This is a genomic window from Limnoglobus roseus, assembly GCF_008254045.1.
Classification (GTDB): domain Bacteria; phylum Planctomycetota; class Planctomycetia; order Gemmatales; family Gemmataceae; genus Limnoglobus; species Limnoglobus roseus.
Genome location: NZ_CP042425.1, coordinates 1,793,587 through 1,819,837, shown reverse-complemented (window position 1 = coordinate 1,819,837; position 26,251 = coordinate 1,793,587). Strand labels below are relative to the sequence as shown.

The window sequence follows — 26,251 nt, the reverse complement described above, 5'->3', positions numbered from 1 at the left end:
CAATCCTACTGCACGAACACGAACTCCTTGGTGTTCATCAACGCCCAGATGATGTTCTCAAACGCCGTCCGCTTCGCCCCCGGTCCGCTCTTTTTGACGGCCGCGTCGATGTGGCCGACGGCCGCCGCCAAGTCGTCGGCGGTCGGCTTGCGGCCGAAGGCCCACAGGAAGAGTTCCGTCACCTTCTCCGCGTCCGGCCGCTTGTCGTCGGGCTTGATGAAGTCGCGGATGCGGCCGCCGTTGCTGATCTTGTTCTGCACCTCGTCGCTGTTCAGTAGGTGCAACGCTTGCGCGAGGTTCGCCTCGTTCACGCGCTCGCACTCGCAGGCGCTGATCCGCTGCGGCTTGCCGAACACTTCGAGGAAGTAACTCGTGTACGACTCGTCCGGCAGCGTGATCGCCCGCGTCGGGGCGTGCTTGTCCTTCGGCAGTCCGCTGAACTGCTGCGGCGTGTCGGTGATCTGGTTCACCGCGTCCAGCAGCACCTCGGCGCTCATCCGCTTCGGGTAGTAGCGGGCGTAGTTCTGCTTGTCGTGCTTGTTGAAGTCGTTCGGCACCGCGCTCAGTTGGTACGTCCGACTCTTGCAGATCGTCTTCACGAGTGCCTTCATCGAGAAGTTGTTGTCGATGACGCTCTTGGTGAGCGCATCGAGCAACTCAGGGTTCGACGGCGGGTTGGTGACGCGCATGTCGTCGAGGGGGTCCACGATGCCGCGGGTGAAGAAGTGCGCCCAGTAGCGGTTGGCCAGCGTCTTTGCGAAGAACGGGTTTTTCGCGTCGGTCATCCAGTCGGCGAGCTTCTGCCGCGGGTCGTCGGTGGCGTCCACCTCCATCGGTTGGCCGTCGAGCGGCTTCGTGGCGGCGGTCTTCTGCGTCCGCTTGTTCGTCACGCCGCCGCTGGACTTCGTGAACACGATCAGCCGGCGGGTCTGGTTGCGGTTCGGGTCGTTGCTCGGCATCTTCACTTCCTTCCGCCCGACTCGACCGTAGAACGCGGCGAGGCCCCAGTAATCGTCCTGGCTCCACTTCTCGTAGGGGTGGTGGTGGCACTGGGCGCACGTCAGCCGTTGGCCGAGGAAGACCTGCGACACGTCGTCCACGAACTGCTCCGGCTTCTCGATCTCCTTGAACCAGACGCTCGGCGGGTTGGTCGTCTCGTCGCCGGTAGCCGTCACGACGGCTCGCGCGAACTCGTCGTACCGCAGGTCGCTGGCCACCGCTTCGCGAATCCAGCCGTGGAACGCGAACGTCCCCTCGGCCCGCTCGCGCTCGCCGCGGCGTTTCACGCGCAGCACGTCGGCCCACTTGTTGGCGAAGAAGTACGCATACTCCGGCGTCTCCACGAGGCGGTCGATCAGCTTGTCCCGCTTGTCGGCGGCGGTGTCGGCGGCGAAGTCCGTCACCTGCTTCGGCGTCGGCAGGGTGCCGGTGATGTCGAGCGTTGCCCGGCGGATGAAGACTTCGTCGCTAGCCAGCTCCGCCGGCACGAGGCCAAGTTCTCGCCACTTCTTCGCGGTCAGTTTGTCCACGATCGTCTTCTCGGGGAACGTCCACTCCGGCGTCTTCTGGCCGAGTGGCACGACTGCCCGGAAGGTCGTGACCATGCCCTGATAGCGGGCCATGATCGCGGCTTGTCCGCTCAAACTCAGCGTGCGCACGAGGCCGGCCCCGTCCACCACCGCGACTTCGCCATCGTTGCTCTCGTACTGGGCACGGCGGGTGATGTCTTCGACGCTGCCGTCGGAGTAGTGGGCGTACACCGCGAACTGCTGCGTCCGCTGGCGGGCCATCACCCGCTGGTCCGGGTAGACGCTGATCTTCGTCAGCGTCGGGTCTTTCTCGTCGCCCCACGGCATGCCGGCCGCGATCCATCGGCGGACGATCTTGTACTCGTCGCTGGCCGGGTCCATCTTCCGCCCGCCGCCGTGCGGCGATTGGCCCGTCGCCTTCAGCAGGAACAGCGAACTCTCCGGGGCGGTCGGCATCAGCCGGCGGCCGCGGCCCTCCTTCACGAGCGTCTGGTAGTCGAGTTCCGGCTCGAAGCCGAGGAGCGAAATCTTGAAGCCGTTCTGCCCGCTCGCCTTGCCGTGGCAGCCGCCGCTGTTGCACCCGAGCTTCGTGAAGATGGGCACGATCTGGTTCGTGAAGTTCAGCGGCAGGTTCTCGCCGAGATGGGCCGCCGTCACGGGAACCTTTGCCGACTGCGCGCCGTGCGTGACGGTGATCTCGGACGTGCCGTTCGCCAACGGCACCACGCGGCCGGTGGTGGTCACGCTGGCGGTCTTGCCGGCGGCGACGGCGTACTTGGCTTCGTTCGTGAGGTCGAACAACTGCCCGTCGGCGAGCGTCGCGGTGACGATGAGTTGCGCCGCGTCGTCACCGTTCTTGAGTTCAACCTTCGCGGGGTGGACCGTGATCGACTTCACCGGCGCAACGGGTGATTGTGCGAACCCGACGTTGGCAAACGCGAAGCAGGCGGCCACGAGGCCAAATCGGAGTGTGGCAGGCATGGAGAGAGTTCCTTCGGCGGGGCGGCGAATCGGCGGCGGGAGGATCGGCTGGGGGCGGCCGCATTCGGCAGGTGATGAAATTGTCGCGGATTGGTGAGACGGCCGCAAGGGTAAATTGTTGCGATCGCGCAAGGCAGCCGGCGGGCCGGATTGTCGCAAAAAGCGACACCTATCTCCCCCCAAATGGAGATTCTTATCTTCAAATGGTAACCGCAGGCCGAGAATGAGTATTTTAAGAAATCGGGTCGCGTGTTCGACTCCCGTCATCTCGCGGTGCGTTACAACACACATCATCAAACCTGGAGGTCGCATGGCGCTCACCAGCCGGCAACCGGGAACTGAGAATGAACTCTTTCGTCTGTTCATCGAACGGGTTCGAGACTACGCCATCTTCTTGCTCGACCCGGCAGGCATCGTAACGACGTGGAACGTCGGGGCGGAACGGGCCAAGGGCTACCGGGCCGACGAAATGATCGGCCGGCACTTCTCGGCCTTCTACACGCCGGAAGACCAGGCCCTCGGCCGACCGATGGCGGGGCTGAAGGTCGCCGCCGCGGACGGGTCTTACGAGGACGAGGGGTGGCGGGTCCGCAAGGACGGCTCGCGGTTCTGGGCGAACGTGGTCATCACCGCCTTACGTGACGAGGCCGGGGTGTTGACCGGGTACGCCAAGATCACCCGCAATCTGAACGAGCGGAAGCGGGTGGAGAACGAATTGCGCGTCGGCCGGGACGAACTGGCGGCGGCCAATGAAGAGTTGCGGGCGAGCAAGGCCCGGGACGGGGCGGTGATTCACGCCCTGGCGGCGGTCCTCTGGACGTGCGACCTCGACGGAAACACGATAACTTGTGACCCGCCGTGGCACGAATACTTCGGCCTGTCCGAGGACGAGATCGCCCGCCACGGTTGGAAGGCCGGCCTTCACCCCGACGACCGGGCACGGGTGCTGGCCGAGGTCCTCGGCCTGCTGGCGGCCGGCGTGCCGTTCACGCAGCAGTTCCGCGTCCGAAAGCCCGGCGGAGAGTTCCGCCACTGGCAGACGTACGCCGTCCCCATCCGCCAAGGCGGGGCCGTAGCCTACTGGACCGGTGTATGCCTCGACGTGACCGAGCAACACAACTTGGAGGATCAACTCCGGCAGTCGCAGAAGATGGAGGCCGTCGGCCAACTCGCCGCCGGGGTGGCCCACGACTTCAACAACCTGCTGACGGTCATCTCCGGGTACAGCGAACACCTCATGGAGGTGCTGCCGGCCGGCGACCCGAAGCGGTCGGCCGTCCAGGCCATCCGCGACGCCGGCGAGCGGGCGGCCGGGCTGACGCAGCAACTGCTCACGTTCAGCCGCCAGTCGATCCTCGACCCGCAGGTTCTCGACCTGAACGTGGTGATCGACGACACCGAGCGGATCCTCCGCCGGGTGATCGGCGAAGACGTTCAACTGGCGACCGTGCTCGACCCGCGGATCGGGCGGGTGCGGGCGGACGCCGGGCAGGTCGGGCAGGTGCTCATGAACCTGGCGGTGAACGCCCGCGATGCCATGCCGCGGGGCGGCAAGCTGACGATCGAGACGCGGAACGTGGTCCTGGACTCCGCGTACCTGAACACGCACGTCGAGGTCGCGGCCGGCCGGCACGTGCTGGTCGCCGTGTCGGACAACGGCGTCGGCATGCCGTCGGCCGTCCGGGAGCGGGTGTTCGAGCCGTTCTACACCACCAAGGGCGTGGGCAAGGGGACCGGGCTGGGCCTGTCCGTCGTCCACGGCATCGTCAAGCAGTCCGGCGGGGTGATCGGCGCGTACTCCGAGATCGGCCTCGGGACGACGTTCAAGATTTACCTCCCGGTGATCGACGCGCCGACCACGCCCTTGCCCCGCGTCGTCACCCTCACCCCGCCGCGGGCGACCGAAATCGTCCTCTTTGTCGAGGACGAAGATGCCGTGCGGGAGTTGGGATTGAAGACCCTTCAAGAGAGGGGCTACACCGTCCTCACGGCGGCCAACGGGCGGCAGGCCCTGCACCTCGCCCAGTCCCAAGGCCTGGACATCGACATCCTGGTGACGGACGTGGTCATGCCGGAAATGAGCGGCCGCGAACTCGCCGAATCGCTACGACCGCTGTACCCGCGGATGCACGTGTTGTACCTTAGCGGGTACACCGACGACGCAGTGATCCGGCACGGCATCCTGCGGGCCGACGTCGCCTTCCTTCAGAAGCCCTACACTCCGACCACCCTGCTGCGGAAGATACGATTGGTGCTCGACGGTCAGTGACTCCGTGCGGCGGCGGTCGCGGTCGCCCGCCGGCACCGTGAACCTGGCACGCGGCATCAACCCACGATCTTGCGGAACGCCGGCAGGGCCTGCACCGACTTGAAGTCCGGGTCCTCGTTCGCGAACCGGGCGTTCGGCGGGAACAGCACCACGGCCTGGGCCAGATCCTTCATCGCGTCGTCCACGGACTTCTTCGCCAGGATCAGGTAACAGGCGCGGTTGTAGAAGGTGCGATCGTAGGTCGAGTCGAGGGCGATCGCCTCGGTCAACGTCTTGATCGCCTCGTCCCACCACGCACCGGCCGCCCCGTTGGTCGCGAGTTTCGCCTTCCGGCAGAGCACCTTCGCCTTGACCACCAGCACCCGCGCGTCCTTCGGGGCACCGGCGATCACCTGGTCGATCGCCTGCTCCGCCCGCTTCAGGTCGGCCGTCGCCGTCGCCGGGTCGGTCGGGATTTCCTCGTCGATCTGCTTGAGTAACTCTTCGACCTGCCGCAACAATTCCCGCGAGCGGTCCTGCGACTGGAGCTGGTCGGCCACCTGGGCGCGGTTGGCCCGGATGAGCCGTTCCGGGATGTCGGCCATCGACGACAGCACTCGGAACCCGGCGAACCCGGAGATCACGCCGAGCGATGCCGTGCGGACGTAATCGCGGACCGTGTTCATCGAGTAGTTGCCCGGGCTGGTGCTGAACAGCGGCTCGGCGACGAACTGAATGGCGATGCTCGCCGCCGCCCCGATGAGCATGTCCCCGACGAACCCGAGTTCCACCGTCCCTCGCTTGAAGAACGGGAGCGAGATCCGGTTCCGTCGGTCGGAGTCGAACCCCATCACCAGCCCGCCGAAGCTGCCGGACACGATGATGACGACGAGAATGACGATTGTCGTCCGCGTCACGTCCGGCGAACTCATCGGGGCCGACGAGACGCCCACAGTCGGGGGGGGTGGGGCCGGGTTTGGCGGGTCCTGGGCATGGGCGCGGCCGCTGAGGAGTGCCCAGCCGAGGATGAGCGCGAGGAAGAGGCGGGGCGAAGGAATTCGGGGGTTCATACGGGTGTCCGGTGGGTGGTGATCGGGGAAGGGGTTCCCGCGTGGTTCGTACTCGCCTCCGCCACCGGCGGGGCCGGTGGCGGGTCTTCGATTAGCGGGGCGACGCGGGCCGTTAATGCGCCCGACCACGCCCACAACACGAGGCCACTCGACACCCCGAGGCCGGCGAGGACGACCCACAGCGGGAAGAGCGGGTCGCCCCCGGCCGCGTCGTCGCGGGCCAGGAACCGGGGCAGGTAGCCGGCGATGAGCGGGGCGGCGAACGACGCGAAGTCCCACACGGCCTGCCAGAAGACCTGCCACTTGGCCGGCGACAGGCGGGCCGTCAGCGATTGCCCGATCGGTTCCAGGCACAGTTCCCCGACGGTGTGGAAGGCGTACAACCCGACGAGCACCCACGGGCCGACACGGCCGTCCCCGTAGCTCATTTCCACGGCGACGAGGAAGAGGTAGCCGGTGCCGAGGAGGATCAGCCCCCAGGCCAGTTTGGTGATCGGGGAAAGGGCCCCGCCCCGTTCCGCCGGCCGGTCGAACCGCCGGAACGCCCAGGCCACCGGGGCCGCGAACAGGACGACCATCAGCGGATTCAGCGCCTGGAACCACTGCGGCGGGATCGTTACCCCGAAGTAGACCGCCCGGACGTGGGCGCTGGCGAAGATGGTGAGCGACCCCGTCCGCTGTTCGAACCCGGACCAGAACAGGGCGGCGGCGGCCGTGATTATCAGGATCGTCCGCACCCGGACCGCCGGTTGCACCCAGGGGCGGGCGGCCGGCAAAACGGGCACGGCCGCCGGGGCCGGTCGTTCCGACTCGGACAGTTCCCCGCCCGGGTACCGCCAGCCGAACGCGGCGAGGAAGCAGACGGCGGCCAAGGCGAACGTGCCGCAGGAGATGAAGGCGATCGTCGCCCCCTGCCAGTTCTGCAACCCGCCCGTGACCAGGATGCCGAGCAGCGTGCCGAAGTTGGCCGCGATGTACACGCGGCTGAACGCCCACTCGGAGACGGGGGTCGGTTCGTCCCGGTACAGGCCGCCGACCATCGCGCGGATCGTCGGCAGCATCGCCCCGCGACCGAGGACCACGAGGCCGATGCCGAGGTACGGCCCCGGAAGGGCGGCGAGGGAAAAGTAGCCCGTCGTGAGGGCGACGGCCCCCGCCGTGCAAATCCACCGCGCCCGGCGGGGTGTGGTCGCCCAAACGCCGACGCCCAACGGCACCACGTAGACCAGCGCGGCCACCCAGGCCGCGACTTCGATCGCGCGTTGGTCGTTCGCCCACAGGGCGGCGAGGTGCAACACCAGAACGGCCCGGAAGCCGTTCGACGCTGCCCGCTCGAAAAACGTGATTGCCGCAAGGAGCAGCAGCGGGATGGGCGAACGCATGAAAGGCCCGCACGAGGTGATCGTGGGACGAATGCCCCACTTTCAGACAGGTACGGACCGTACGGCGGTCTGGTTTTCCGACAGTCGGGGTTACTCCGCTTTCAGCTTCAGGACGGCCGTAACCGCGAAGTGGTCCGACGGCGTGCGGCCGTCGCGGGCGGTGCGGTCGATCGCGGCGTCCTTCACGTCCCAGTTCCGCGAGACGCCGATCCAGTCGATGCGGGCACCGACCGTCGCGGACGCCTTGAAGCCGGTCGCCGTGCCTTCTTCCTTGTCGGCCGTCGGGCGGAACGCGCGGAGCGTGTCCACCACCGGCGACGGCTTGCCGTCTTGTTCGCCGAACAGTGCCTTGTACGGCGCGCTCCCTTCGCCGCTGTTGAAATCGCCGGTGATCAGGACGCGGCAGTCCTTGCCCATCTCGGCTGCCTTCTTCCGCAACAGCTTCGCCGACTCGACGCGGGCGGTCGGGCCGCGGTGGTCGAAGTGCGTGTTGAAGTACACGAGCGCCGGGGCCGACGCGACCTTGCGGTCCTTCAGCTTCACCCACGTCACCATCCGCGGCAGGGAAGTATCCCAGCCCTTCGAGCCGACCTTGTCCGGCGTCTCGCTCAGCCAGAAGTGCCCGCCGTCGAGCTTCTCGAACCGATCCTTCTTGTAGAAGAGGGCCATCATCTCGCCGGCTTCTTTGCCGTCGTCGCGGCCGGCCGCCAGCACGCCGAAGCCGGGCAGCTTCTGCGCCAGGAAATCGCGCTGAAGGGCGATCGTCTCCTGCGTGCCGAGGAGGTCCGGGTCGAACGCGAGGATCGTCTCGGCCAGGAACTCTTTGCGCTTGTCCCAGTGGTTCTCGCCGTCCTTGGCGGTGGCGTAGCGGACGTTGTAGCTCATGACTCGCACGTCGTTCGGGTCTTTTGCCGGCGGCGCGGCCATCGTGACAGCGAGGGCCAAGAGGGAGACGAACATGGCAACTCCGGAGAGGAGGGGGAGGGATAAGAGAGATTTAGTAGCCAAGTCCCGTTGAACCACCCCCTCAGTCCAGGAAGCCCGACTGCTTCATCGGGCCGTCGATCTCCGTGCCGTGGCGGAGGCGGAGCAGGATCGGAGTGGTCATCACCGTCGTTACCACGGCCATCAGGACGAGAATGCAGAAGAGACTCTTCGGGATCACCCCGAGGTCGTAGCCGACGTTGATGACGATCAGTTCCATCAAACCGCGGGTGTTCATCATCGCGCCGAGGATCACCGATTCCTTCGCCGAGAAGCCGGTCAGCCGGGCGGTGAGGCCGCACGCGCCGAGCTTGCCGAGGATGGCGGTCAGGATCACGCCGCCGCAGATCAGCCAGTGGGTCGGCGTGGTCAGGCTGCTGATCTCGGTGCGGAGGCCGGTGTAGGTGAAGAAGATCGGCAGGAAGAACGCCGTCACGAAGTCGCGGAGGCGGGCGGTCACGGCTTCGCGGAACTCCGTTTGATCCGACAGCACCGCCCCCAGCGCGAACGCCCCGAAGATGGCGAAGATGCCGATGACGTTCGTCGCGGTGGCGCTCAGCAGCATCAGCACCAACAACACGGCCATCGCGTTCAAACTGAACTGCCCGTGATTGGCGGCCAGCGACCAGCGAAAGTAGCGGCCCGCGAGTGGTCGGACGACGAACAGCATCGCGGCGAAGAAGGCGACCGTCAGGCCGATCATCGTCAGCGTGGCCGCGGGGTCGAAGCTCGATTGCGCGAGGGCGGACACGGCGGCGAGCAAAACCCAACCGACGGCGTCGCCGATGGCAGCGGCGGCGATCGCCACCACCGCGATCCGGGTCCGCGTGACGCCCATTTCCAGCAGCATCCGGCCGAGGACGGGCAGGGCGGTGATGCTCAGGGCCATGCCGAGAAACAGCGTGAGGCCGAAGATCGGCACGACGCCCTTTTCCGGGTGCGGTTCCAGTTCCGGGTGGATGACGCGGGCAAGGCCGACGCCGAGCAGGAACGGCACCGCGATGCCGACGACGCAGATGAGGACTGCGGCCGTGCCCTTCGCCTTCAGGTGATGGAATTCGAATTCCAGGCCTATGAGGAACAGCAACAGGATAAGACCGATCTGGGCCAGGGCGGTGAAGATCTTGGGGAACGCCGCGTTCGTCAGCGCGTCCGGCACGTGTTCGAGGTGCGGCTTAAAGACAAGTTGGAACATCTCGGGGAAGAGCGCCCCGAACAGCGACGGCCCCATGACGATGCCGGCCACCATCTCACCGACGACGGCCGGTTGGTGGAAGCGGCGAAACAGGCCGCCGAACGCGCGGGCGACGAGGATGATGACGATGAGCTGCACCATCACCGGCAGCAGGAGCGATTCGACGTCGAGTTTGCGGAAGGCGGTGACAGCGGACGCGAGGCTTTCATCGGCGAACAAAATCACGGAGGGAACTCCGGCGGCGGGATGATCTCAGTTTAGGCTGATACCCGTCCCCCCGGCCAACCCTTTCGGCATCACGTCCCGGTCGCGTTCCGCAGCACGCCGGCCGTCGATTTGAGGATACGCTGCCGCCGAGTCTTCACCGGCCCCTCGGCCTCGGCTTGCCGCTTCGTCAGGTCGTCGAGGTTCGCGGAGCAGTGCGGGCAGCCGACGGTCTTCAAGTGGAACGCGATGTACTCGTGCAGGTCCGGGTCGAGGGCGTCGAGCAGGAAGCCGCCGAGTTGCTCGCGGGTCGGGCACGACAGCCGCTCACGCCGCCAGATGGCCCCGATGGAGTGCTCGCCGCGGTCGAGTTCCTGCCGCACTTGGTTGAACAGCGCCTGCACGCTCGGGAGGTCGCGCAACGCCCGCTCAACGAGCGGCAGTTCGTGGTCCGGCAGGGCGTCGTGAATGTAATCGCGGAGCATCTCGCGCGTAATCGGCGTCATGTCGGCAGTCCCGTGGGATGCTGCAAGTATAGCCGAAACGCCGCGAATGGTGGGCGAACCTTTCCCCGGGTGGTGCCGTCCGATAAAGTGGGAATTCGATTGGTCGGTCGGCCGGACGGTCGCCGCCACAGCCAGGAGTCAGGAGCCAGTCGTCAGGAGTCAGGAAACCGGACCTCGGTTCTGACCTCTGATTCCTGACCCCTGACTCCTGGCTGTGGGGGAGGAAAGTCCGGGCTTCACAGGGCGCGGTGGTGGGTAACGCCCACCCCCGGCAATGGTTCGCATCCCGGTGCGGGCCGCCAACGGGCGGGAAAGTGCAACAGAAAGTAAACCGCCCGCTCCGTTTTCGGAACAACATCCGCGTTCCGGAACGGTGCGGGTAAGGGTGAAACGGTGCGGGGCGAAAGCCCTTAATGTAAGAGCGCACCAGCGGCGGGGTGACCCGTCGGCTCGGCAAACCCCACCGGAAGCAAGGCCAAGCAGAGGGCAGGATCGGCTCGATCCACTACGACCCTCGGGTAGGCTGCTCGATCCCACGGGTAACCGTGGGGCTAGATAAATGACCGTCGCCGCCGCGAGGCGGGACAAAACCCGGCTTACAGGCCGACCGACCAATCGAACCCGGGTTCAATTCAACGCTATCGCGGGGCCATCGTCATGGACCTTGAAGCGTTCTTCGAGAAGGTTAGGGCTGTCCGACCGTGGGGCAATTGGGCGGCTCGTGCCTACGAGATCGTGCTCTTGGTTGATGAAACAACAATACATCCCGTTATGGAGAATCTTCCAGCTTCTGCCGTTGATGAAATTTGGAAGCGGATCAAGGGCTATCCTCACACAGAAGAGGAATGGGAAAAGCTCCAATACGTTCGCATCGTCACCTATTGCGGGCCTGGCCCTTGGACGGAAGAACAACAGCAAGCTGCCTTCGGTCCTCACGACTATACGCCAGAGGAGCGCGAACAATTGAAGAGGCAGACGGTTCTTTTCCGTAAGTATTTCGCCGAACACGTTTGGGAGTATCGCCAAGGGCGAGAGGTGGACCGCTCGGATCGGCGCTGGCGAAATCTGGCTGACCGTTGCAAAAGTTGATCGCGCATCTCACCAAGGTCTTGAAAAGATGGCTACTGACCCCATCCTCCTCGTCGGCTTCGACGGCGGCGAGGCCGACGCCCTCGCCGCCCGCTTACAGGTCGAGTGCATCGCCCACGAGATGCTGCCGCGGATCGTCGTCGAGCGCGGCGAGTTGTTCGCGCCGTCGCAGCACAGCGCCCGCTTTCGCCGGGTGTCGCGGGTCGTCTTCCACGGCATCTTCGAGCATGACGTGGACTTCCTCGCGGGGCTAGCCCTGTGGGGCGGGCCGTGCTTCCCGAACCCGGTCGCGATGCTCGACTGCCGGCTGCGGTTGCCGGGGTTGGTGAAGGCATTGCGACACACGCGGTTCGGCGGCGGTCCGCGCGGGTTCGCCTTCACGCACGGCGAGTTAACGGCGAACACCGAGAGCGTGGCCAAGTGGGGTAACTGGCACTGCGGCGAGAACAAGGAACGCTTCACCGGAATCTGGACCGCCAAGGAACCGACGCTGTTCGAGCCGTTCGTCGAAGGCGAGGCGGTGCGAGTGGTCATCGTAGGCCAGCCGCGGCAGATTCGGCTCACCGGCAAGGATTGGCTGAAGTCCGTTCACGGCGACGGGGCCGCGTTCATGCCGCTCGATGCGGAATTGGCGGCCGACACGCTGGCCGTGCAACGCGGGTTGGGCCTCGACATCATCGCCAACGATTACATCGTGTCGAAAGACGGCCCGTACCTGCTGGAAGTCAATCACATCCCCAGCGTGACCTGCTTCCCGGAGTTGTGGGAAGAGTATCAAGAAGTCGTCGTCAAGTGGGCCAGCGGGCGATCCCTCAAGCCGTGACTCCTACAGCCGCTACAACCCGAACGGCGCGGGGAACCGAACGGCTTCTTCACCAACTCCCCTTTTGACGCGGCGGTCGAGCGTACAGTAGTTTAGAGGCGATCTCTGAATCGGCGGGCGACCGCTCTTCGCGGTCGGTCGGTGGTTCGGGGTCGTCACAACAGCGAGGGCAACCATGTCCACTCGCCCCCCGTTTCGCCGGTCAACGAACCGGCTGAACCGCTTCGGCGGTCGCCCCACCTCCTCTCTCGGGCGATCGGCTCCACGCTACAAAGTGATCCTCCACCGGGCGCACGACAAGGACTTGCCGTTCGTCGTCCGCACGCTCCGCCGCCTCACCCACTTCGCGGACGCGGAAGCGACGTTCCGCATGTGGGATGCGTACCACAACGGGCGGACGCTCGTCCTGGTGACGCACCTGGAGCGGGCCGAACTGTACGTCGAACAGTTCGGTGAGCACGGTTTGGCGGCGAGCGTCGAGCCGGCTTGACGCGGTTTCCCCGGTCGATGAAAACTCAGGGCGGGGGCGAGCCGATAGAATCGGGGAGCGTCCGCTCGGAGGTGTCGTCATGCCACGGTTGGTGCTGGGAAGCCGCAATAAGAAGAAGCTCCGCGAACTGGTGGAGTTGCTGTCCGACCTCGTGGACGTGACCGACCTCACGCCGTTCGCGAACGCCCCGGCCGACATCGACGAAACCGGGACCACCTTCGAAGAGAACGCCCGCATCAAGGCGACCACGCTCGCCCCGCTCTTGAACGAGTGGGTCATCGGCGAGGACAGCGGCCTCGTAGTCCCGGCACTCAACGGCGACCCGGGCGTGTACTCGGCTCGTTATGCCGGCACACACGGCGACGACGCGGCTAACAACGCAAAACTGCTCGCCGCGATGGCGACGTTCACCGGCGAGAAGCGGGCGGGCTATTACGTCAGCACGATCGCGCTGGCCGACCCGACGGGCAAGGTCGTCGCCGTGGTGGACGGCCGTTGTTGGGGCGTCATCGGCACGCAGCCGCGCGGCGACGGCGGCTTCGGCTACGACCCACTGTTCATCATCCCCGAGTACCACGCGAGCTTCGGCGAGCTGACATCGACGGTGAAGCACGCCCTCAGCCACCGCGGTCGGGCGGTGTCGAAACTGCGGCCGCTGATTCGCAGTCACATCCTCGCGGCAACACCATGAACCTCAACGAACTCATCTCCGACGTTCTCGCCTTCCGTCACTACTTGAAGGCCGAACGCGGCATGGCCGAGAACACCGTCATCGCTTACGGTCACGACCTCGACCGCTACGCGACCTGGGCAGCGCAAGTGCGGCTGGCGAACTACCTCTCGCCGACACTGTCAGACCTGACGCGATACCTCGGCTTCCTCCACGACGAAGAACTTGCCGCACCGAGCATCGCCCGACACCTCGTTGCGCTCAAGATGTTCTACCGCTTCCTCCGGTTGGAAGAGCGTGCCAACCCGTCGGCCGTGGAATTGCTCGGCTCGCCGAAATTGTGGGAGCGCGTGCCGTCGGTGCTGTCGCCGGAAAGCGTCGATGAGTTGCTAAAAGGGCCGCGGGCCGGGGACCGCTTCTACCTCCGTGATCGGGCGATGCTGGAGACGCTCTACGCGACCGGCTGTCGGGCGTCGGAGGTGGTCGGCCTGCGGATGAACGATCTCTACCTCGACGCGGCCTTCTGCAAGTGCACCGGGAAGGGCAGCAAGCAGCGGGTCGTGCCGCTGGGGAAGCCGGCGATTCAGTCGCTCCGCGATTACATCGGCGGCGGCCGCACGGCCACGCCGGGCAGCGACGGGGCGGAGTTCGTGTTCGTCAGCCGGTCGGGGCGGGAACTGTCGCGGATCGACCTGTGGGTGCTAGTGAAGAAATACTGCCTGCGGGCGAACCTGCCGACGACGGTCAGCCCGCACACCCTCCGGCACAGTTTCGCGACGCACCTGCTCGCCGGCGGGGCTGACTTGCGGACGGTGCAAGAGTTATTGGGGCACTCGTCGATCACGACGACGCAGCACTACACGCACGTCGATCGCGCCCGCCTGAAGGCGATGCACAAGAAGTTCCACCCGCGGGGGTGAAACCTGAAGGGGTGAAAAGGTGACTCGGTGAAGGGGTGAAAAGACAAACGGTTCACGGTCGCCGGATCGGGGCCGAGCGATTGGGAAGGGTCCAAGACTCGGTGTGGTTAATCATGCCTACGATGGTGCGCAAGATTGCATCGTAGGTGAGGAACAAATCGGCTCCGATCTCACGCGGTAGTAGGCCGCATTTCACGGCGTACTCCAACCACACTTGCGTTTCGGCGGCCTCGGCTTCGGCGTCGCTGAGTTTGCTCACAAATGCAGCTTCGTACCGCCGTTTCCGCCACGCTTCTGCAAGATTCGCACACACCGACCGCGATGACCGCCGAATCTGATCGGTGAGCGAGTACAGTTCTTCCTTCGGGAAAGCCAGGGTCAGGGTGTAAATCTGCATTGAGGCATCGAACGCCTTCTTGTACACCTCCAAATCGTTGTGCGACGTGATCTTCGCCATGAATCCTCCGCCCCCTTTCGGCGATCAGAGCACACTTGCGACGCCTTGCTTTTCACCCCTTCACCGAGTCACCCTTTCACCCCTTCAGCTTTTGCCACCGCCGCCTTCATCTTCTCCAAGCCCGTTTTCGCCACGGTCAGGCCGTCGTGCTTCCAGTAGTCGCGGTTGAACAGTTCCAGTGACAGATAGCCCTTGTAGCCGATCGCCTTCAACGTCTGGAAGATTTCGGTCAGCGGGGCGATGCCGTCGCCGGGGTAGACGCGGTCGGCGTCGGTGATCGTGCCGCGATCTTTCTTCGGATAGTCGTTCACGTGGAAGATGCCGATGGCCGGGCCGCTGAGCAGTTTCAGGCCGGCAAAGTCGGAACCACCTTTGTACAGGTGGTACACATCCGGCAGGACGCACCCGCCCGCCTTGCCGCACTCAGACGCGATCAGGAAGGCTTCGCCGAGGCGGCGGAGCGTCTTCGAGAAGCCCCAGATTTCGACCTCCGGCGTCACGCCCATCGTTTGCCCGAGTTCCAGTAGCGCCCGATATCGGTCAGCGGCGGCAACAAGGTCGATGACGGCGGCGCTGTTCTTCGGGTCGTCTCGCACACTGGCCCCGCCCGTCGCGCCGATCGGCGGGGCGGCGATCCGGCTGCCTCCGATCTGCTGAACCCAGTCCATGTCACGTTTCGCCGTTTCCAGGCCGTGCTTGCGGCGGGTTTCGTCCTCGACGATCCACTCCGCGAAGCCGATTGCGCTGGGCACTTTTAAGCCAGCGTCGGCGATTCGCTTGCCTAACTCTTTCAGCGAGCCGCCACCCTTCAGATAGACGTCCAATTCTGCGATCCACGGCTCGATGGCGTCGTAACCGGCTTTCGAGGCGATTTCGACGAGTTGTCCGATCGGCCGCGATTTCCCGTTGTCCCGGACGGTACTCGTGTTGAGGCAGAATTGAAATTGCGAAGCGTCCGCGTCGGCCGTGCTTGCCCGGTTTACCGCGGCCCCCAAAATCCCCATCGCCCCGGCCCCCTGGAGCCAATTTCTTCGATTCGAAGTGAGCATCACGATCCCCGCCGCGTGTAGAACGTGTAGAATTTGTGGAACAGGTATTATTGTTGCACCCCTGACATTTCGCCATGCTAAACTCTCCGGCATCTGTTCTGCTCGTATCGGCGTATAACCTCTCTCCACGGGGCGGGTCGTTATCATGACTGCGCGAGGGGTGGGACCAGCCACGAGCCGACCGGCGTCGCCCATGATCCCGTTCGACAAACCTGACTTTGCCCGCGCGTTGTTCGAAGAGAACGGCGACGCCCTGCTATTTATCGACCCGGAAACCGACGTCATCCTCGAAGCGAACGAGACGGCCCTCCGCCTGACCGGACTGCTCAAGCCCGAACTGATCGGGGCCCGCGCGACCGACCTCTTACGCCTGGAACAAGGTTCCCGCGAGAAGGACCGCCTCCGTGGGGCGGCCGGGAAAACCACGCTCTTCCACGGCAAGGGCGGGTTCCAGATGCGGATCAAGGACCAACCGGGGTGGCTGCCCGTTACGGTGACCGTCACCCGATTGCACGTCCGCCCGAAGACCCTGGCCCTGTACACCGTCCGCGACGACTCCGAGCGCCGCATCGCCCTCGGCCGGGCGAAACAGGCCGAGACGGAAGTCCGCCAGAGCGAGGCCCGCTACCGGGCACTCGTCGAGAAGTCGAGCGACGGCACGCTCATCATCGAATCCAACGGGGTCATTCGCTACGTCAGCCCGGCGGTGACTCGCATCCTCGGCCACACGCCGCTGTCCCTGGAAGGCCGCAGTTGCTTCGAGATCATCCACCCCGACGACCGGGCCGCCGCCCGTGAAAAGCACAACGAGGTGATCGCGAACCCCGGGGCGGAAATCCCCTCGCTGTTTCGGGCCAGCCACGCCGACGGCCGGTGGCGGGACCTGGAAATCACCGGCGTGAACCGCCTCGACGACCTGAGCGTGCAGGGCATCGTGCTGAACTTCCGCGACGTCACCGATCGCCGCCGGACGGAACAGCAGGTGCGGCGGCAGAACGCGCTGATGCGCACCCTCTTCGACGCGATCCCCGACGTCATTTGCCAGAAGGATCGCGAGGAGCGGTTCACCGGCGGGAACGCGGCGTTCGAGTTGATGATCGCCCGCCCCGTCCGCGAGGTGGTGGGGAAGACGTGTCACGAGATGTTCACCGCGCCGTGGGCCGACCGCCTGCGGGTGACCGAGCGGAGCGTCTTGCGGACCGGCAACCCCACCCGCGTCGAAGAGTGGGTCCGCTACCCGGACGGCCAAGACGTACTGCTGGACATCCTGGTGTCGCCGATGGGGGACGACGACGGCCACATCGTCGGCCTGGTCATCGTCGGCCGGGACGCGACCAGCCGCAAGCGGTTGGAGGACCAACTCCGGCAGGCCCAGAAGATGGAGGCCGTCGGCCAACTCGCCGGCGGCGTGGCCCACGACTTCAACAACCTGCTGACGGTCGTCCTCGGCAACCTCGAACTGGCCCGCGAACTGGCCCGCGGACAAGTTTTGGAGGACCTACTCAAGCCGACCGAGAAGGCCGCCAAGCGGGCGGCGGAACTGACGGGCCAACTGCTCGGCTTCGCCCGCCGGGCACCGCTCCAGTTCCAGCCGGTGGACCCCGAGGAACTCATCCGGGACACGGTCACGCTCCTGCGGCACACCATCGACCCGCTGATCGTGATCGAGGCGATGCCGCGGCCGGGCGGGTGGTGGGCGTGGGCCGACGCCGGGCAGGTGACGCAGATTTTGATGAACCTGTGCCTGAATGCCCGCGACGCGATGGCGGGCGGCGGCCGCCTGTTCCTGAACAACGGGAACATCACCATCGAGCCGCACGAGGCGAGCACCGAGGTCGGGCCGCGGCCGGGCGAGTACGTCCGCCTGCGGGTCCGGGACACCGGCACGGGGATGCCGGAAGACGTGCGGGCCCGCATCTTCGAGCCGTTCTTCACCACGAAGGAAACCGGCCAGGGCACCGGCCTGGGGTTGGCCGTGGTGTTCGGCATCGTGCAGGCGCATGACGGCTGGATCGAGTGTGCCAGCGAGCCGGGCCGGGGCACGACGTTCGACGTGTACCTGCCGAAGTACCGGGGTGAAGTTCCGGACCCCGGCGCGACGCCGTTGCCGTCCCCGTCGCCGTTGGGCCGCGGCGAGCGGGTGCTGATCGCCGACGACGAGTCGATGATCCGCACGCTGGCGAGTACGATCTTGAACCAACTCGGCTACGCGGTGACGACGACGGAAGACGGCGAACAGGCGGTGAAGGCGTTCCGGTCGGCGGACCTGCCGTTCGACCTGGTGATCTTGGACTTGCAGATGCCGAACCTGTCGGGGATGGACGCCCTCCGGCAAATCCGCGCGATCGACCCTAAGGTTCCCGCGATCCTGGCGAGCGGCTACTCAGCCGACCGCATGGAGGCTAACGGAAACCACGTCACCCTACTCGACAAGCCGTACAGCCTCGCGAGCCTCGGCCGGGCCGTGCGGCAGTCCCTCGACGCCCGCGGGTCGTAGGCCGATCAGTCCGCCACCCGCTTCGTCAGCCCGCCGTAGTAGTCGATCCGCCGGTCGCGGAAGAACGGCCAGTTACGGCGGACTTCCTCCATCAACTTCCGGCTGCACATCATCGTGATGATCTCTTCCTTCGCCACGCTGCCGCGCTTCAGCAGTCGGCCGAACGGATCGCTGACGAACGACTGACCCCAAAACTCCAGTCCGTCGCCGACCAGCACCTCGTGACCGACGCGGTTGACCGCCCCCACGTAAATGCCATTGGCGATGGCATGGCCGCGCATGCTCGTCTCCCACGCGCTGTGTTGGGCCTCGCCGTACTCGGCCTTCTCCTTCGGGTGCCAGCCGATGGCCGTCGGGTAGAAGATCACTTCCGCCCCCTGGAGCGCCGTCAGGCGGGCCGCCTCCGGGTACCACTGGTCCCAGCAGACGAGCGTGCCGACCTTCGCGTACTTGGTGTCGAAGACCTTCCAGCCCACGTCGCCGGGGGTGAAGTAGTACTTCTCCAGGAACATCGGGTCGTCGGGAATGTGCATCTTGCGGTAGATGCCGAGGAAGCTGCCGTCGGCGTCGTGGACGGTGGCCGTGTTGTGGTACACGCCGGGCATTCGCTTCTCGAACAAGGAGCCGATGACGACGACACCGTTCGCCTTCGCCGCGGCGCTGAGACGATCCGTGGACGGCCCGGGGATCGGCTCGGCCTTGTCGAAGAGGTGGTAGTCCTCGGTCTGGCAGAAGTACTCGCCGGTGAACAGTTCCGGCAGGCAGACGATCTGCGCCCCGGCCTTAGCCGCGTCGCGGATAGCGGCCTCGGCCGTCGCGAGGTTCGTCGCCGCGTCGGGGGCGCACTTCATCTGAACGAGGCCGATGGTGAACGTGTCGTGGGTCATTCGTTCTTGGTGATTAGTTGTTGGTCGTTCGGTGTCCGAGTCCCGATGATTATACCCAACGTCGCCGGCGATCAACGGCGAACTTCCGCAACACCCCAGGACCCTCCCATGTCCACCAACATCACCAGCGTCCTCAAGGAATCCCGCGTGTTCGCCCCGTCGGAGGCGTTCACCCAACAGGCGAACGTGTCGGCCGAGGAGCGCGAGCGGCTCGTCGCGTGGGCCGACAAAGACCCCGACGGTTTCTGGGCGGCCCAGGCGGAGAGCCTGCACTGGTTCAAGAAGTGGAACAAGGTGCTCGACTGGTCGAACCCGCCGTTCGCCAAGTGGTTCGTCGGCGGCACGATCAACGCCAGCGACAACTGCATCGACCGCCACCTGACGAACGGCCGCAAGAACAAGGCCGCCATCATCTGGGAGGGTGAACCCGGCGACACCCGCACGCTGACGTACCAGCAGCTTCACCGTGAAGTGTGCAAGTTCGCGAACGCGCTCAAAACGCTCGGCGTGGCGAAGGGCGACCGCGTGACGATCTACATGCCGCTGACGCCAGAGGCGGCGATCGCCATGCTCGCTTGCGCCCGCATCGGGGCGGTGCATTCCGTCATCTTCGGCGGCTTCTCGGCGGAAGCCGTCGCCGACCGCAACAACGACGCGCAGGCGAAGGTCGTCATCACCGCCGACGCCGGCTGGCGGCGCGGCAAGATCGTGCCGCTGAAGGAGAACGTGGACGCGGCCCTCGCCAAGTCGCCGAGCGTGACGACGTGCGTGGTCTTCAACCGCTGCAACCACCCGGTCACGATGAAAGACGGCCGCGACGTGTGGTGGCACGACGTGATGGCAAAAGCGTCGGCCGACTGCCCGGCCGAACAGCTCGACAGCGAGCACCCGCTGTTCATCCTGTACACGTCTGGCAGCACCGGTAAGCCGAAGGGCGTACTGCACACCACCGGCGGTTACATGCTCGGCGCCAGCCTCACGCACAAGTGGATCTTCGACATCAAGGACGACGACGTGTACTGGTGTACCGCCGACGTGGGCTGGATCACCGGCCACACGTACACCGTGTACGGCCCGCTCGCCAACGGCTCGACCATCCTCATGTACGAGGGTGCTCCAAACCACCCGGCCGAGGACCGCTTCTGGGATTTGATCGAGAAGTATCGCGTGAGCATCTTGTACACCGCCCCGACGGCCATTCGCGCGTTCATCAAGTGGGGCAATCAGCACGTCGAGAAGCACGACCTGACTTCGCTTCGCTTGCTCGGCAGCGTCGGCGAGCCGATCAACCCGGAGGCGTGGATGTGGTACCACGAGGTCATCGGCGGCGGCCGTTGCCCGATCGTGGACACCTGGTGGCAGACCGAAACGGGTTCGATCTTGATTACGCCGCTGCCGGGGGCGATCCCGACGAAGCCCGGAAGTGCCACGAAGCCGATGCCCGGTATCGCGGCCGAAGTGGTGGACAAGGACGGCAAGCCAGTCCCGGCGAACGCCGGCGGCTTCTTGGTCGTCAAGCGGCCGTGGCCGAGCATGATGCGGACGATCTACAACGACGATCAACGCTTCAAAGACACCTACTGGAGTAACTACCCTGGCGTCTACTTCACGGCCGACGGCGCCCGGCAGGACGACGACGGGTACATCTGGGTGATGGGCCGCGTGGACGACGTGCTGAACGTCAGCGGCCACCGGCTGAGCACGATGGAAGTCGAGAGTGCCCTGGTGAACCACCCGAAAGTGGCGGAGGCCGCCGTCGTAGGCCGCCCGGACGACCTGAAGGGCGAAGCGATCTGCTGCTTCGTGACGCTCAAACAGGGCAACGACCCGACCGACGACCTGAAGGCGGCCCTGAAAGCCCACGTGGCGAAAGAGATTGGCGCGCTGGCCCGGCCGGACGAGGTCAAGTTCACGGACACGCTGCCGAAGACTCGCAGCGGCAAGATCATGCGCCGGCTGCTGCGGGACATCGCCGCGAACCGCGTCGGCACCGGCGACACGACGACGCTGGAAGACTACGGCGTCCTCGCGAAACTGCGGGCAGACGAGGAGTAAGCCCGTTGACGGTCCGCGAAGGGAGGACGTCATGCCTAGAGTCGTCGTGCTAGCCGGGATCAACGGGGCCGGGAAGACAACGGCGTCTCAAGATCTGTTGACCCGCGTTCTGGAAATTCCGACGTTCGTGAACGCGGACGCGATTGCTCGTGGGCTGAACGGGTTAAACCCCGAAGCCGAGGCGTTTCGGGCTGGCCGGATCATGCTCCAACAAATGGACCGGTTGGCCGAACAACGAGAGAGTTTCGCCTTCGAAACGACTCTGGCCGCGCGGACTTACGCAAGTTGGCTGGGAGACTTGCGAATCGCGGGGTATGAGGTGTACCTGTTCTACTATTGGCTCGAAAGTCCCGAGTTGGCCATCGGCCGAGTTGCGAGTCGGGTAAAATCGGGAGGGCACTTCGTGCCGGATGATACAATTCGTCAACGCTACTCCCGGAGCGTCCGCAACTTCTTTGAGTTGTACCGCCAGCACGCCGACGTTTGGGAAGTGAACGAGAACTCGTTCGGCGATAAGCGACTGATCGGGTGTGGGTTCGCTAACGACTATTTGGAAGTCGTGGACCCTGATCGGTGGGCCGCGTTCGAAAGGAGTCAAAATCATGGCTGAGTTAGTCCAAGATCGGATATCCGAACTTCGCGCGTTGAGCACGGCCGTTCAAGATTCCCACTCGCGTTCGACCCGCGACGCCTTGCTCGAACACGCTCGCATGGGGCGTTCGGTGTGCGAATCCGACGGCAACGGCAAGGTGGTCTGGATTCCGCCGGCGGAAATCTTCGCCCGGTACGGCCTCGACGAGTTCGGCCGGCCAAAGACGATGGAAGAGACCCCTTGAAATTGCCCGGCCGTCTCCCATAATTCTCTATCGACACGCCGAGGTGGCGGAATTGGCAGACGCACTAGCTTGAGGTGCTAGCGCTCGCAAGGGCATGCAGGTTCAAGTCCTGTCCTCGGCACTGATCGACAAAAGGGTTCACGGCGAGAATGGCCGTGAACCCTTTTTCTTTTGCTGGCGCGGTGAGCCGACGCCCCCCCACAACCCGTTAAAACGGAACTTGGTTTGCCGTCCCGTGGAGCGGCGTGACGTGGTACAACTCAATCTGGCCGTGCAGGAGGGCCGGGTTGATCGAGAAGCGGTGGATCGTTGTGATCCCCTCGGTTTGAACCGGCGAGGGGTGGGTCGGCCCGGTCAGGTTCACGATCGGAATGAGGACGCTGAAACTCGTGCTGCCGGCGTCCGGGGTGAGGCGAAGGACGACGGTCACGAGGTTGCCGATGCTCGTCTTCTCAACGGTGATCTGATCGCCCATGAAGTTGTGCGAGCCGTGGGTATCGTGGTACGAGAAGAGCGGCTGCCCACTGATACTCGTCGTGGAATACGTGACGTGGATGCCGCCACCGTGGAGGTGGTAGACGTTCGGCACTGTGAAGGTCGGCGCAGCCATGGATCACCCGCGGGAGTGGGCCGAGAGTTGTGAGCCGTGCCGATGGCCCGGCAGCACGGCCGGAGTCCCGAACGGGACCGGGCGGATTTGTACGGGAATGATAGGGCCGGACCGCTTCCGAATGCAATGACCTGATTGGGTCATTCCCCAACAATTTCGGCTACTCGGGCCGCTGTTCCAGCCGGGTTCGCAGCTTCTGGATCGCGGCCTTCACCAGCTCGCTCACGTCGTCCGGCGGGCCGGCTTCGCTCGCGGCCAGCGATTCGAGGAACGCCGCCGCCGCCCGCCAGACGTCGGAACCGCCGGGGATCGTGGCTCGCGCCGTCGCCACAGCTTCGCCGCCGGCCTTGGGGTCCGTCAGCAGGTCGCGGACGGCCTTCATCAGCGTGCCGCTGGCGACGTTGGTGAACGTCACCTCGTCGTCGTCGCCGTCGAAGATGCCGGCGAACAGGTTCTGCTTCTGCTCCAGCGTCCGCAGGACGCGCTCCTCGATCGTACCGCGGGTGACGAGGTTCACCACTCGTACCGGGCGGCTCTGGCCCATGCGGTGGACGCGGGCAATCCGCTGCTCCAGCACGGCCGGGTTCCACGGCAGTTCCAGGTTCACCACCGTGTCCGCGATTTGCAGGTTCAGGCCGGTGCCGCCCGCGTCGGTGCTGAGGAACACCCGACACTCCGGGTCGGTCTGGAACTTCTTCAGCACCGCCTGCCGTTCCTTGCCGGGCAGGCCGCCGTGCAGGATTGTGTGGCCCACGTCGAGCTTCGCGAACAGCGCCGCGGCCTCGTTGACCATCGTCTCCCACTGGCTGAACGCGACGATCTTGTGCGCGTCGTCTTCCAGCAGTTCGGGGATGAGTTCCGCGAGTTCGTCCAGCTTCGGCGAGACGTGCGTCTGCTTGTCGAACAGGAACGTGCTGTCGCAGACCATCCGCATGTTCACGATACACGCGAGGATGCGCTTGCGGTCTACGTCCGTCAGGTAGCCCTTCTGCATGAGCCGGGCGAGCATCGTCTTCTGGTCTTCGTAGGGCTGCCGCTGCTCGTCGCTGAGTTCGACGAAGACGGTGTTGTCAGTGCGGGCCGGCAGTTGCGTCAGCACCTCGGCCCGCGTGCGGCGGAGGAAGATCGGTTCGAGCTTCTCGCGAATGGTGTCGAGGTTGCGGTAGCCCTTCAGGTTGCCGTCGGCGTCGAGGATGCGGTGATCGCTCAAGAACTGAAATGCCGGTCCGAAGCGGCGCTCGTCCACGAACTGCACGATGCTGAAGAGTTCCTCCAGGCGGTTCTCCAACGGCGTGCCGGTCAGCACCATCGCGTAGGGGCTCTTGAGCCGCTTCACTTCCCGCGACGTTTTCGACTCCCAGTTCTTGATCCGCTGGGCCTCGTCGAGTACCACCACGTCCGGCTTCCAGGCGTTGATCGCGTCGCGATCCCGCACCACTTGTTCGTAGTTCACAAGGCGGTAGAAGGTCGGTTCGAGGTACTGCGCCTGGCGGGCTTCCGGGCTGCCGTCGATGATCTGCACGGCCCGGCTGGTGAACTTCTGAATCTCGGTCGCCCACTGGTACTTCACCGACGACGGGGAGATCACCAGCACGCGGTTGATGTTCCGCTCGCGGACTAGTATCTCGACGGCTGCGAGCGTCTGCACCGTTTTGCCGAGGCCCATGTCGTCGCCGAGGATGCTGCGGCCGCGGCAAGCCAGAAAGATCGCCCCGCGCATCTGGTAGTCGTAGAGGGGGACGTGCAGCGGTTGCCAGTCGATCTTGCCCTCGCCGAGTTGCTCCAGCCACGCCCGCTCCTTCTGGAGCATGTCGGCCTGCTCGACCTCGCGCTCGATGTACTCCATCGCGTCCGAGAGGACCGTCACCTCTTCGGGCACGCGCTGAATCTCGGGGATCAGGTCTTCGAACCGGCCCTTGCCGTGCCAGAGGCCCTTGTCGTCGAAGAACCGCTTCGCCAGTTGGCCGAGTTTGTCCGAGTGGCGGGCGGGCAGGTGGACGCCGACGCGCCACGGGTCGCCGTAGTGCAGGTAGACTTCCGGCCGGGTGAACGTGGCCTTCTTCTTTTGCAGGTGAGCCGGCAGGTCATCCTTCAACTCTTCGAGAACGGCCTCAATGTGCTTGCAGGTGCCGAGGGTGTTGGACTTGAAGTCCGGGCAGGTGCAGGAATTGTCGCCCACGTCGAACCCGTGGACGGTGACGGTGTACTGCCCCTTGCTCTCGGGGTTGGTGACGCGGTACTCGGAGAAGACCCGCTTCTTCGTGAGGTTCTCGATGACGAACCGGCTCGCCTTCGCCCGCTGCCGGCGGATGTCGATCTGTTCCTCACGCAGCATGCGCACGTCTCCGGAGGGAAGGGCACAGGCATCTTACCGGAAACGACAACACCCCCGCGGGATGACCCGCGGGGGTGTTGGGATGTAAGCCGGTGGTTACTTCTGTAGGTCGAAGTTCACCGTGTTGCTGCCGCCCTTGATGTCGGCGGTCAACTCGGTCTTCGCGTGGTACTTGTCCGGCAAGCCCTCGGCCTGCACGTCCAACTCTTGATTCAAGTCGGCGTTGAAGGTCTTCTTCCCGGTCGGCTTATTCCAGTGAATCTCCACCTTGTAGTTGCCGGGCGTCGGGCCGAACTCCGGGGCGATCGTGTACTTGCCGTTCTCGATCGGGCCGCCGACCTTTTTCCCCTCGCCAACCGGGAGGAACGCGATCGTGCCGTACTGGATCGACTGACCGTCGTACTTGACCTCGCCGGTGACCGAAGCGGTCGAGCTTCCGCACCCCGCGACGGCCAGAACGAGTACCCCCATGAGGGGAAGGGCAATGCGTCTCATGCCATCTCCTTTGGGTGAGGGTTACTCGACGGAAACGACGAAGCCGTCGTCGATGTGACTGAGCTTCTGGTACGTGTAGTTCGTCTTCGGGGCGGCACAGCTCGACCCGCCGACGGCGGTCGGGTCGGTCTCGACCGTGTCGCGAATGAACCGCACGGAGCCGTCGGCGAAGGCGTAGTTGCACCCGCCGGTGTGGCTGCTGGACCAAATAATGCGGGTACACCCGTCGTGGCCGCTGAACGTGTCCCCGCCGCAGCACCCGGGCTTCGTACCCAGGTATTTTTGGTTCGGCCGCCACTGCCCGGTGGACAGGTTCGCACCGCCCGTCTGGGTCGTGCGGCCCGGCCAGATCGCGCCGATGCCGAGGTTCATGTCCCGCTCGCCGACCATGAACGTGTTGCTCGTCCCATCGGTGATGGCCAGCAATTTGACTTTCGTGGCGTAATCGCAGACGGTGTTGTTGACCGTGTAGTTGCTCTTGCCGTAGTTCTGGAAGTTCTCGTTGACGTCCGAGTTGTTCGTGTCGGACGGGCACAGGTACGTGGCGATGCGGGTCTGCAACCCGTTGGTCGCCGACGGGGCGGGCATCGTCACGGTCGTGGCGTACGGATCCCCGGCGTTAATCAGGGCGAACAGCGGCGCCTGTTCGATGTACGGCAGGATGAACACGCCCCAACCGTAGCGGTTCACGCCGGCCGGGTTCGCCTGAATGGCCGGCGGCAGATTGCCCGCCGTGTCGTGGTACGAGTGCATCGCCACGCCGATTTGCTTCAGGTTGTTGGTGCACTTGGCGCGAGCGGCGGCCTCGCGGACTTTCTGCACGGCCGGCAACAGCAGGCCGATGAGGATGGCGATGATCGCGATCACCACCAACAACTCGATGAGCGTGAACGCGGCACGCCCCCGATTGGGGGGCGTGCGCCGGGTGGGAGAGGACAT

At 65.2% G+C, this 26,251-nt stretch carries 23 protein-coding genes, 1 tRNA gene and 1 other RNA gene; 12 read left to right on the top strand and 13 right to left on the bottom strand.

Annotated elements, in window-relative coordinates; genetic code table 11:
- Positions 1–5 precede the first annotated feature (5 nt).
- A complete protein-coding gene (locus PX52LOC_RS07445) occupies positions 6–2,510 on the bottom strand; it encodes a DUF1549 domain-containing protein (protein ID WP_149109496.1) in 2,505 nt (834 codons plus the stop codon).
- A gap of 310 nt (positions 2,511–2,820) precedes the next feature.
- Between PX52LOC_RS07445 and PX52LOC_RS07440 the strand changes: the two genes are divergently transcribed.
- Complete coding sequence (locus PX52LOC_RS07440; protein WP_168218855.1) at positions 2,821–4,779, top strand: hybrid sensor histidine kinase/response regulator; 1,959 nt, start codon at positions 2,821–2,823, stop codon at positions 4,777–4,779.
- A 56-nt stretch (positions 4,780–4,835) separates the two neighbouring features.
- Here PX52LOC_RS07440 and PX52LOC_RS07435 read toward each other — a convergent pair whose 3' ends face one another.
- The 5 genes from PX52LOC_RS07435 to PX52LOC_RS07415 all read right to left on the bottom strand — a co-directional run bounded on the left by PX52LOC_RS07435 (position 4,836) and on the right by PX52LOC_RS07415 (position 10,099).
- Complete coding sequence (locus PX52LOC_RS07435; RefSeq protein WP_149109494.1) at positions 4,836–5,828, bottom strand: tetratricopeptide repeat protein; 993 nt, start codon at positions 5,826–5,828, stop codon at positions 4,836–4,838.
- Entirely contained in the window at positions 5,825–7,210 is a 1,386-nt protein-coding gene (locus tag PX52LOC_RS07430; protein ID WP_149109493.1) for a peptide MFS transporter, read from the bottom strand. Before PX52LOC_RS07430 ends, PX52LOC_RS07435 begins: the two co-directional genes overlap by 4 nt.
- Positions 7,211–7,300: 90 nt before the next feature.
- Positions 7,301–8,170, bottom strand: a complete 870-nt coding sequence (locus PX52LOC_RS07425; RefSeq protein ID WP_149109492.1) for an endonuclease/exonuclease/phosphatase family protein — start codon at positions 8,168–8,170, stop codon at positions 7,301–7,303.
- 67 nt (positions 8,171–8,237) lie between these two features.
- The gene (locus PX52LOC_RS07420) at positions 8,238–9,614 is read right to left on the bottom strand and encodes a cation:proton antiporter (protein ID WP_218575291.1); all 1,377 of its coding nucleotides are present in this window, start codon (positions 9,612–9,614) and stop codon (positions 8,238–8,240) included.
- 71 nt (positions 9,615–9,685) lie between these two features.
- A complete protein-coding gene (locus PX52LOC_RS07415) occupies positions 9,686–10,099 on the bottom strand; it encodes a hypothetical protein (protein ID WP_178132542.1) in 414 nt (137 codons plus the stop codon).
- Between the two features lie 103 nt (positions 10,100–10,202).
- Here PX52LOC_RS07415 and rnpB point away from each other — a divergent pair.
- The 6 genes from rnpB to PX52LOC_RS07385 all read left to right on the top strand — a co-directional run bounded on the left by rnpB (position 10,203) and on the right by PX52LOC_RS07385 (position 14,091).
- Positions 10,203–10,714: RNase P RNA component class A (rnpB, locus tag PX52LOC_RS07410), an RNA gene on the top strand.
- 42 nt (positions 10,715–10,756) lie between these two features.
- Positions 10,757–11,188 carry a hypothetical protein gene (locus PX52LOC_RS07405; RefSeq protein WP_149109491.1) on the top strand — a complete coding sequence of 144 codons (432 nt, stop codon included), beginning with the start codon at positions 10,757–10,759 and terminating at the stop codon, positions 11,186–11,188.
- Between the two features lie 28 nt (positions 11,189–11,216).
- Entirely contained in the window at positions 11,217–12,011 is a 795-nt protein-coding gene (locus tag PX52LOC_RS07400) for an ATP-grasp domain-containing protein (RefSeq protein ID WP_149109490.1), read from the top strand.
- A 175-nt stretch (positions 12,012–12,186) separates the two neighbouring features.
- On the top strand, positions 12,187–12,501 hold the full coding sequence (locus PX52LOC_RS07395) for an ATP-dependent Clp protease adaptor ClpS (protein ID WP_149109489.1): 315 nt from the start codon (positions 12,187–12,189) through the stop codon (positions 12,499–12,501).
- Between the two features lie 79 nt (positions 12,502–12,580).
- On the top strand, positions 12,581–13,192 hold the full coding sequence (rdgB, locus tag PX52LOC_RS07390) for an RdgB/HAM1 family non-canonical purine NTP pyrophosphatase (RefSeq protein WP_149109488.1): 612 nt from the start codon (positions 12,581–12,583) through the stop codon (positions 13,190–13,192).
- Positions 13,189–14,091, top strand: a complete 903-nt coding sequence (locus PX52LOC_RS07385; protein ID WP_149109487.1) for a site-specific tyrosine recombinase — start codon at positions 13,189–13,191, stop codon at positions 14,089–14,091. Before rdgB ends, PX52LOC_RS07385 begins: the two co-directional genes overlap by 4 nt.
- 52 nt (positions 14,092–14,143) lie before the next feature.
- Here the strand turns inward: PX52LOC_RS07385 and PX52LOC_RS07380 are convergent, their stop codons facing one another.
- Entirely contained in the window at positions 14,144–14,548 is a 405-nt protein-coding gene (locus PX52LOC_RS07380; RefSeq protein ID WP_149109486.1) for a four helix bundle protein, read from the bottom strand.
- 68 nt (positions 14,549–14,616) lie between these two features.
- A complete protein-coding gene (locus tag PX52LOC_RS07375) occupies positions 14,617–15,597 on the bottom strand; it encodes a sugar phosphate isomerase/epimerase family protein (RefSeq protein ID WP_149109485.1) in 981 nt (326 codons plus the stop codon).
- A 193-nt stretch (positions 15,598–15,790) separates the two neighbouring features.
- On the opposite strand from PX52LOC_RS07375, the gene PX52LOC_RS07370 reads away from it, so the two are divergent.
- A complete protein-coding gene (locus tag PX52LOC_RS07370) occupies positions 15,791–18,094 on the top strand; it encodes a PAS domain S-box protein (protein WP_168218854.1) in 2,304 nt (767 codons plus the stop codon).
- Positions 18,095–18,099: 5 nt separating this feature from the next.
- Here PX52LOC_RS07370 and PX52LOC_RS07365 read toward each other — a convergent pair whose 3' ends face one another.
- Complete coding sequence (locus PX52LOC_RS07365) at positions 18,100–18,981, bottom strand: carbon-nitrogen hydrolase (RefSeq protein WP_149109483.1); 882 nt, start codon at positions 18,979–18,981, stop codon at positions 18,100–18,102.
- 108 nt (positions 18,982–19,089) lie between these two features.
- Here PX52LOC_RS07365 and acs point away from each other — a divergent pair, with 108 nt between their 5' ends.
- From acs to PX52LOC_RS07345, 4 genes are all read left to right on the top strand, one after another.
- Positions 19,090–21,036, top strand: coding sequence for an acetate--CoA ligase (gene acs, locus PX52LOC_RS07360; protein WP_149109482.1), 1,947 nt, complete (start codon positions 19,090–19,092; stop codon positions 21,034–21,036).
- Between the two features lie 31 nt (positions 21,037–21,067).
- Complete coding sequence (locus PX52LOC_RS07355; RefSeq protein WP_149109481.1) at positions 21,068–21,646, top strand: zeta toxin family protein; 579 nt, start codon at positions 21,068–21,070, stop codon at positions 21,644–21,646.
- Positions 21,639–21,872, top strand: a complete 234-nt coding sequence (locus PX52LOC_RS07350) for a hypothetical protein (protein ID WP_149109480.1) — start codon at positions 21,639–21,641, stop codon at positions 21,870–21,872. The genes PX52LOC_RS07355 and PX52LOC_RS07350 overlap by 8 nt, the downstream gene beginning before the upstream one ends.
- A 37-nt stretch (positions 21,873–21,909) precedes the next feature.
- A tRNA-Leu gene (locus PX52LOC_RS07345) sits at positions 21,910–21,993 on the top strand.
- An 87-nt stretch (positions 21,994–22,080) separates the two neighbouring features.
- On the opposite strand, the gene PX52LOC_RS07340 is transcribed toward PX52LOC_RS07345, so the two are convergent.
- The 4 genes from PX52LOC_RS07340 to PX52LOC_RS07325 form a co-directional block, all read right to left on the bottom strand.
- A complete protein-coding gene (locus tag PX52LOC_RS07340) occupies positions 22,081–22,482 on the bottom strand; it encodes a hypothetical protein (protein ID WP_149109479.1) in 402 nt (133 codons plus the stop codon).
- A gap of 160 nt (positions 22,483–22,642) precedes the next feature.
- Positions 22,643–24,817: a DEAD/DEAH box helicase gene (locus tag PX52LOC_RS07335; protein WP_149109478.1), complete on the bottom strand. Its 2,175-nt coding sequence runs from the start codon at positions 24,815–24,817 to the stop codon at positions 22,643–22,645.
- A gap of 96 nt (positions 24,818–24,913) precedes the next feature.
- Positions 24,914–25,312 (bottom strand): hypothetical protein, encoded by a 399-nt coding sequence (locus PX52LOC_RS07330; protein ID WP_149109477.1) that lies wholly within the window; start codon positions 25,310–25,312, stop codon positions 24,914–24,916.
- Between the two features lie 21 nt (positions 25,313–25,333).
- Entirely contained in the window at positions 25,334–26,251 is a 918-nt protein-coding gene (locus PX52LOC_RS07325; protein WP_149109476.1) for a DUF1559 domain-containing protein, read from the bottom strand.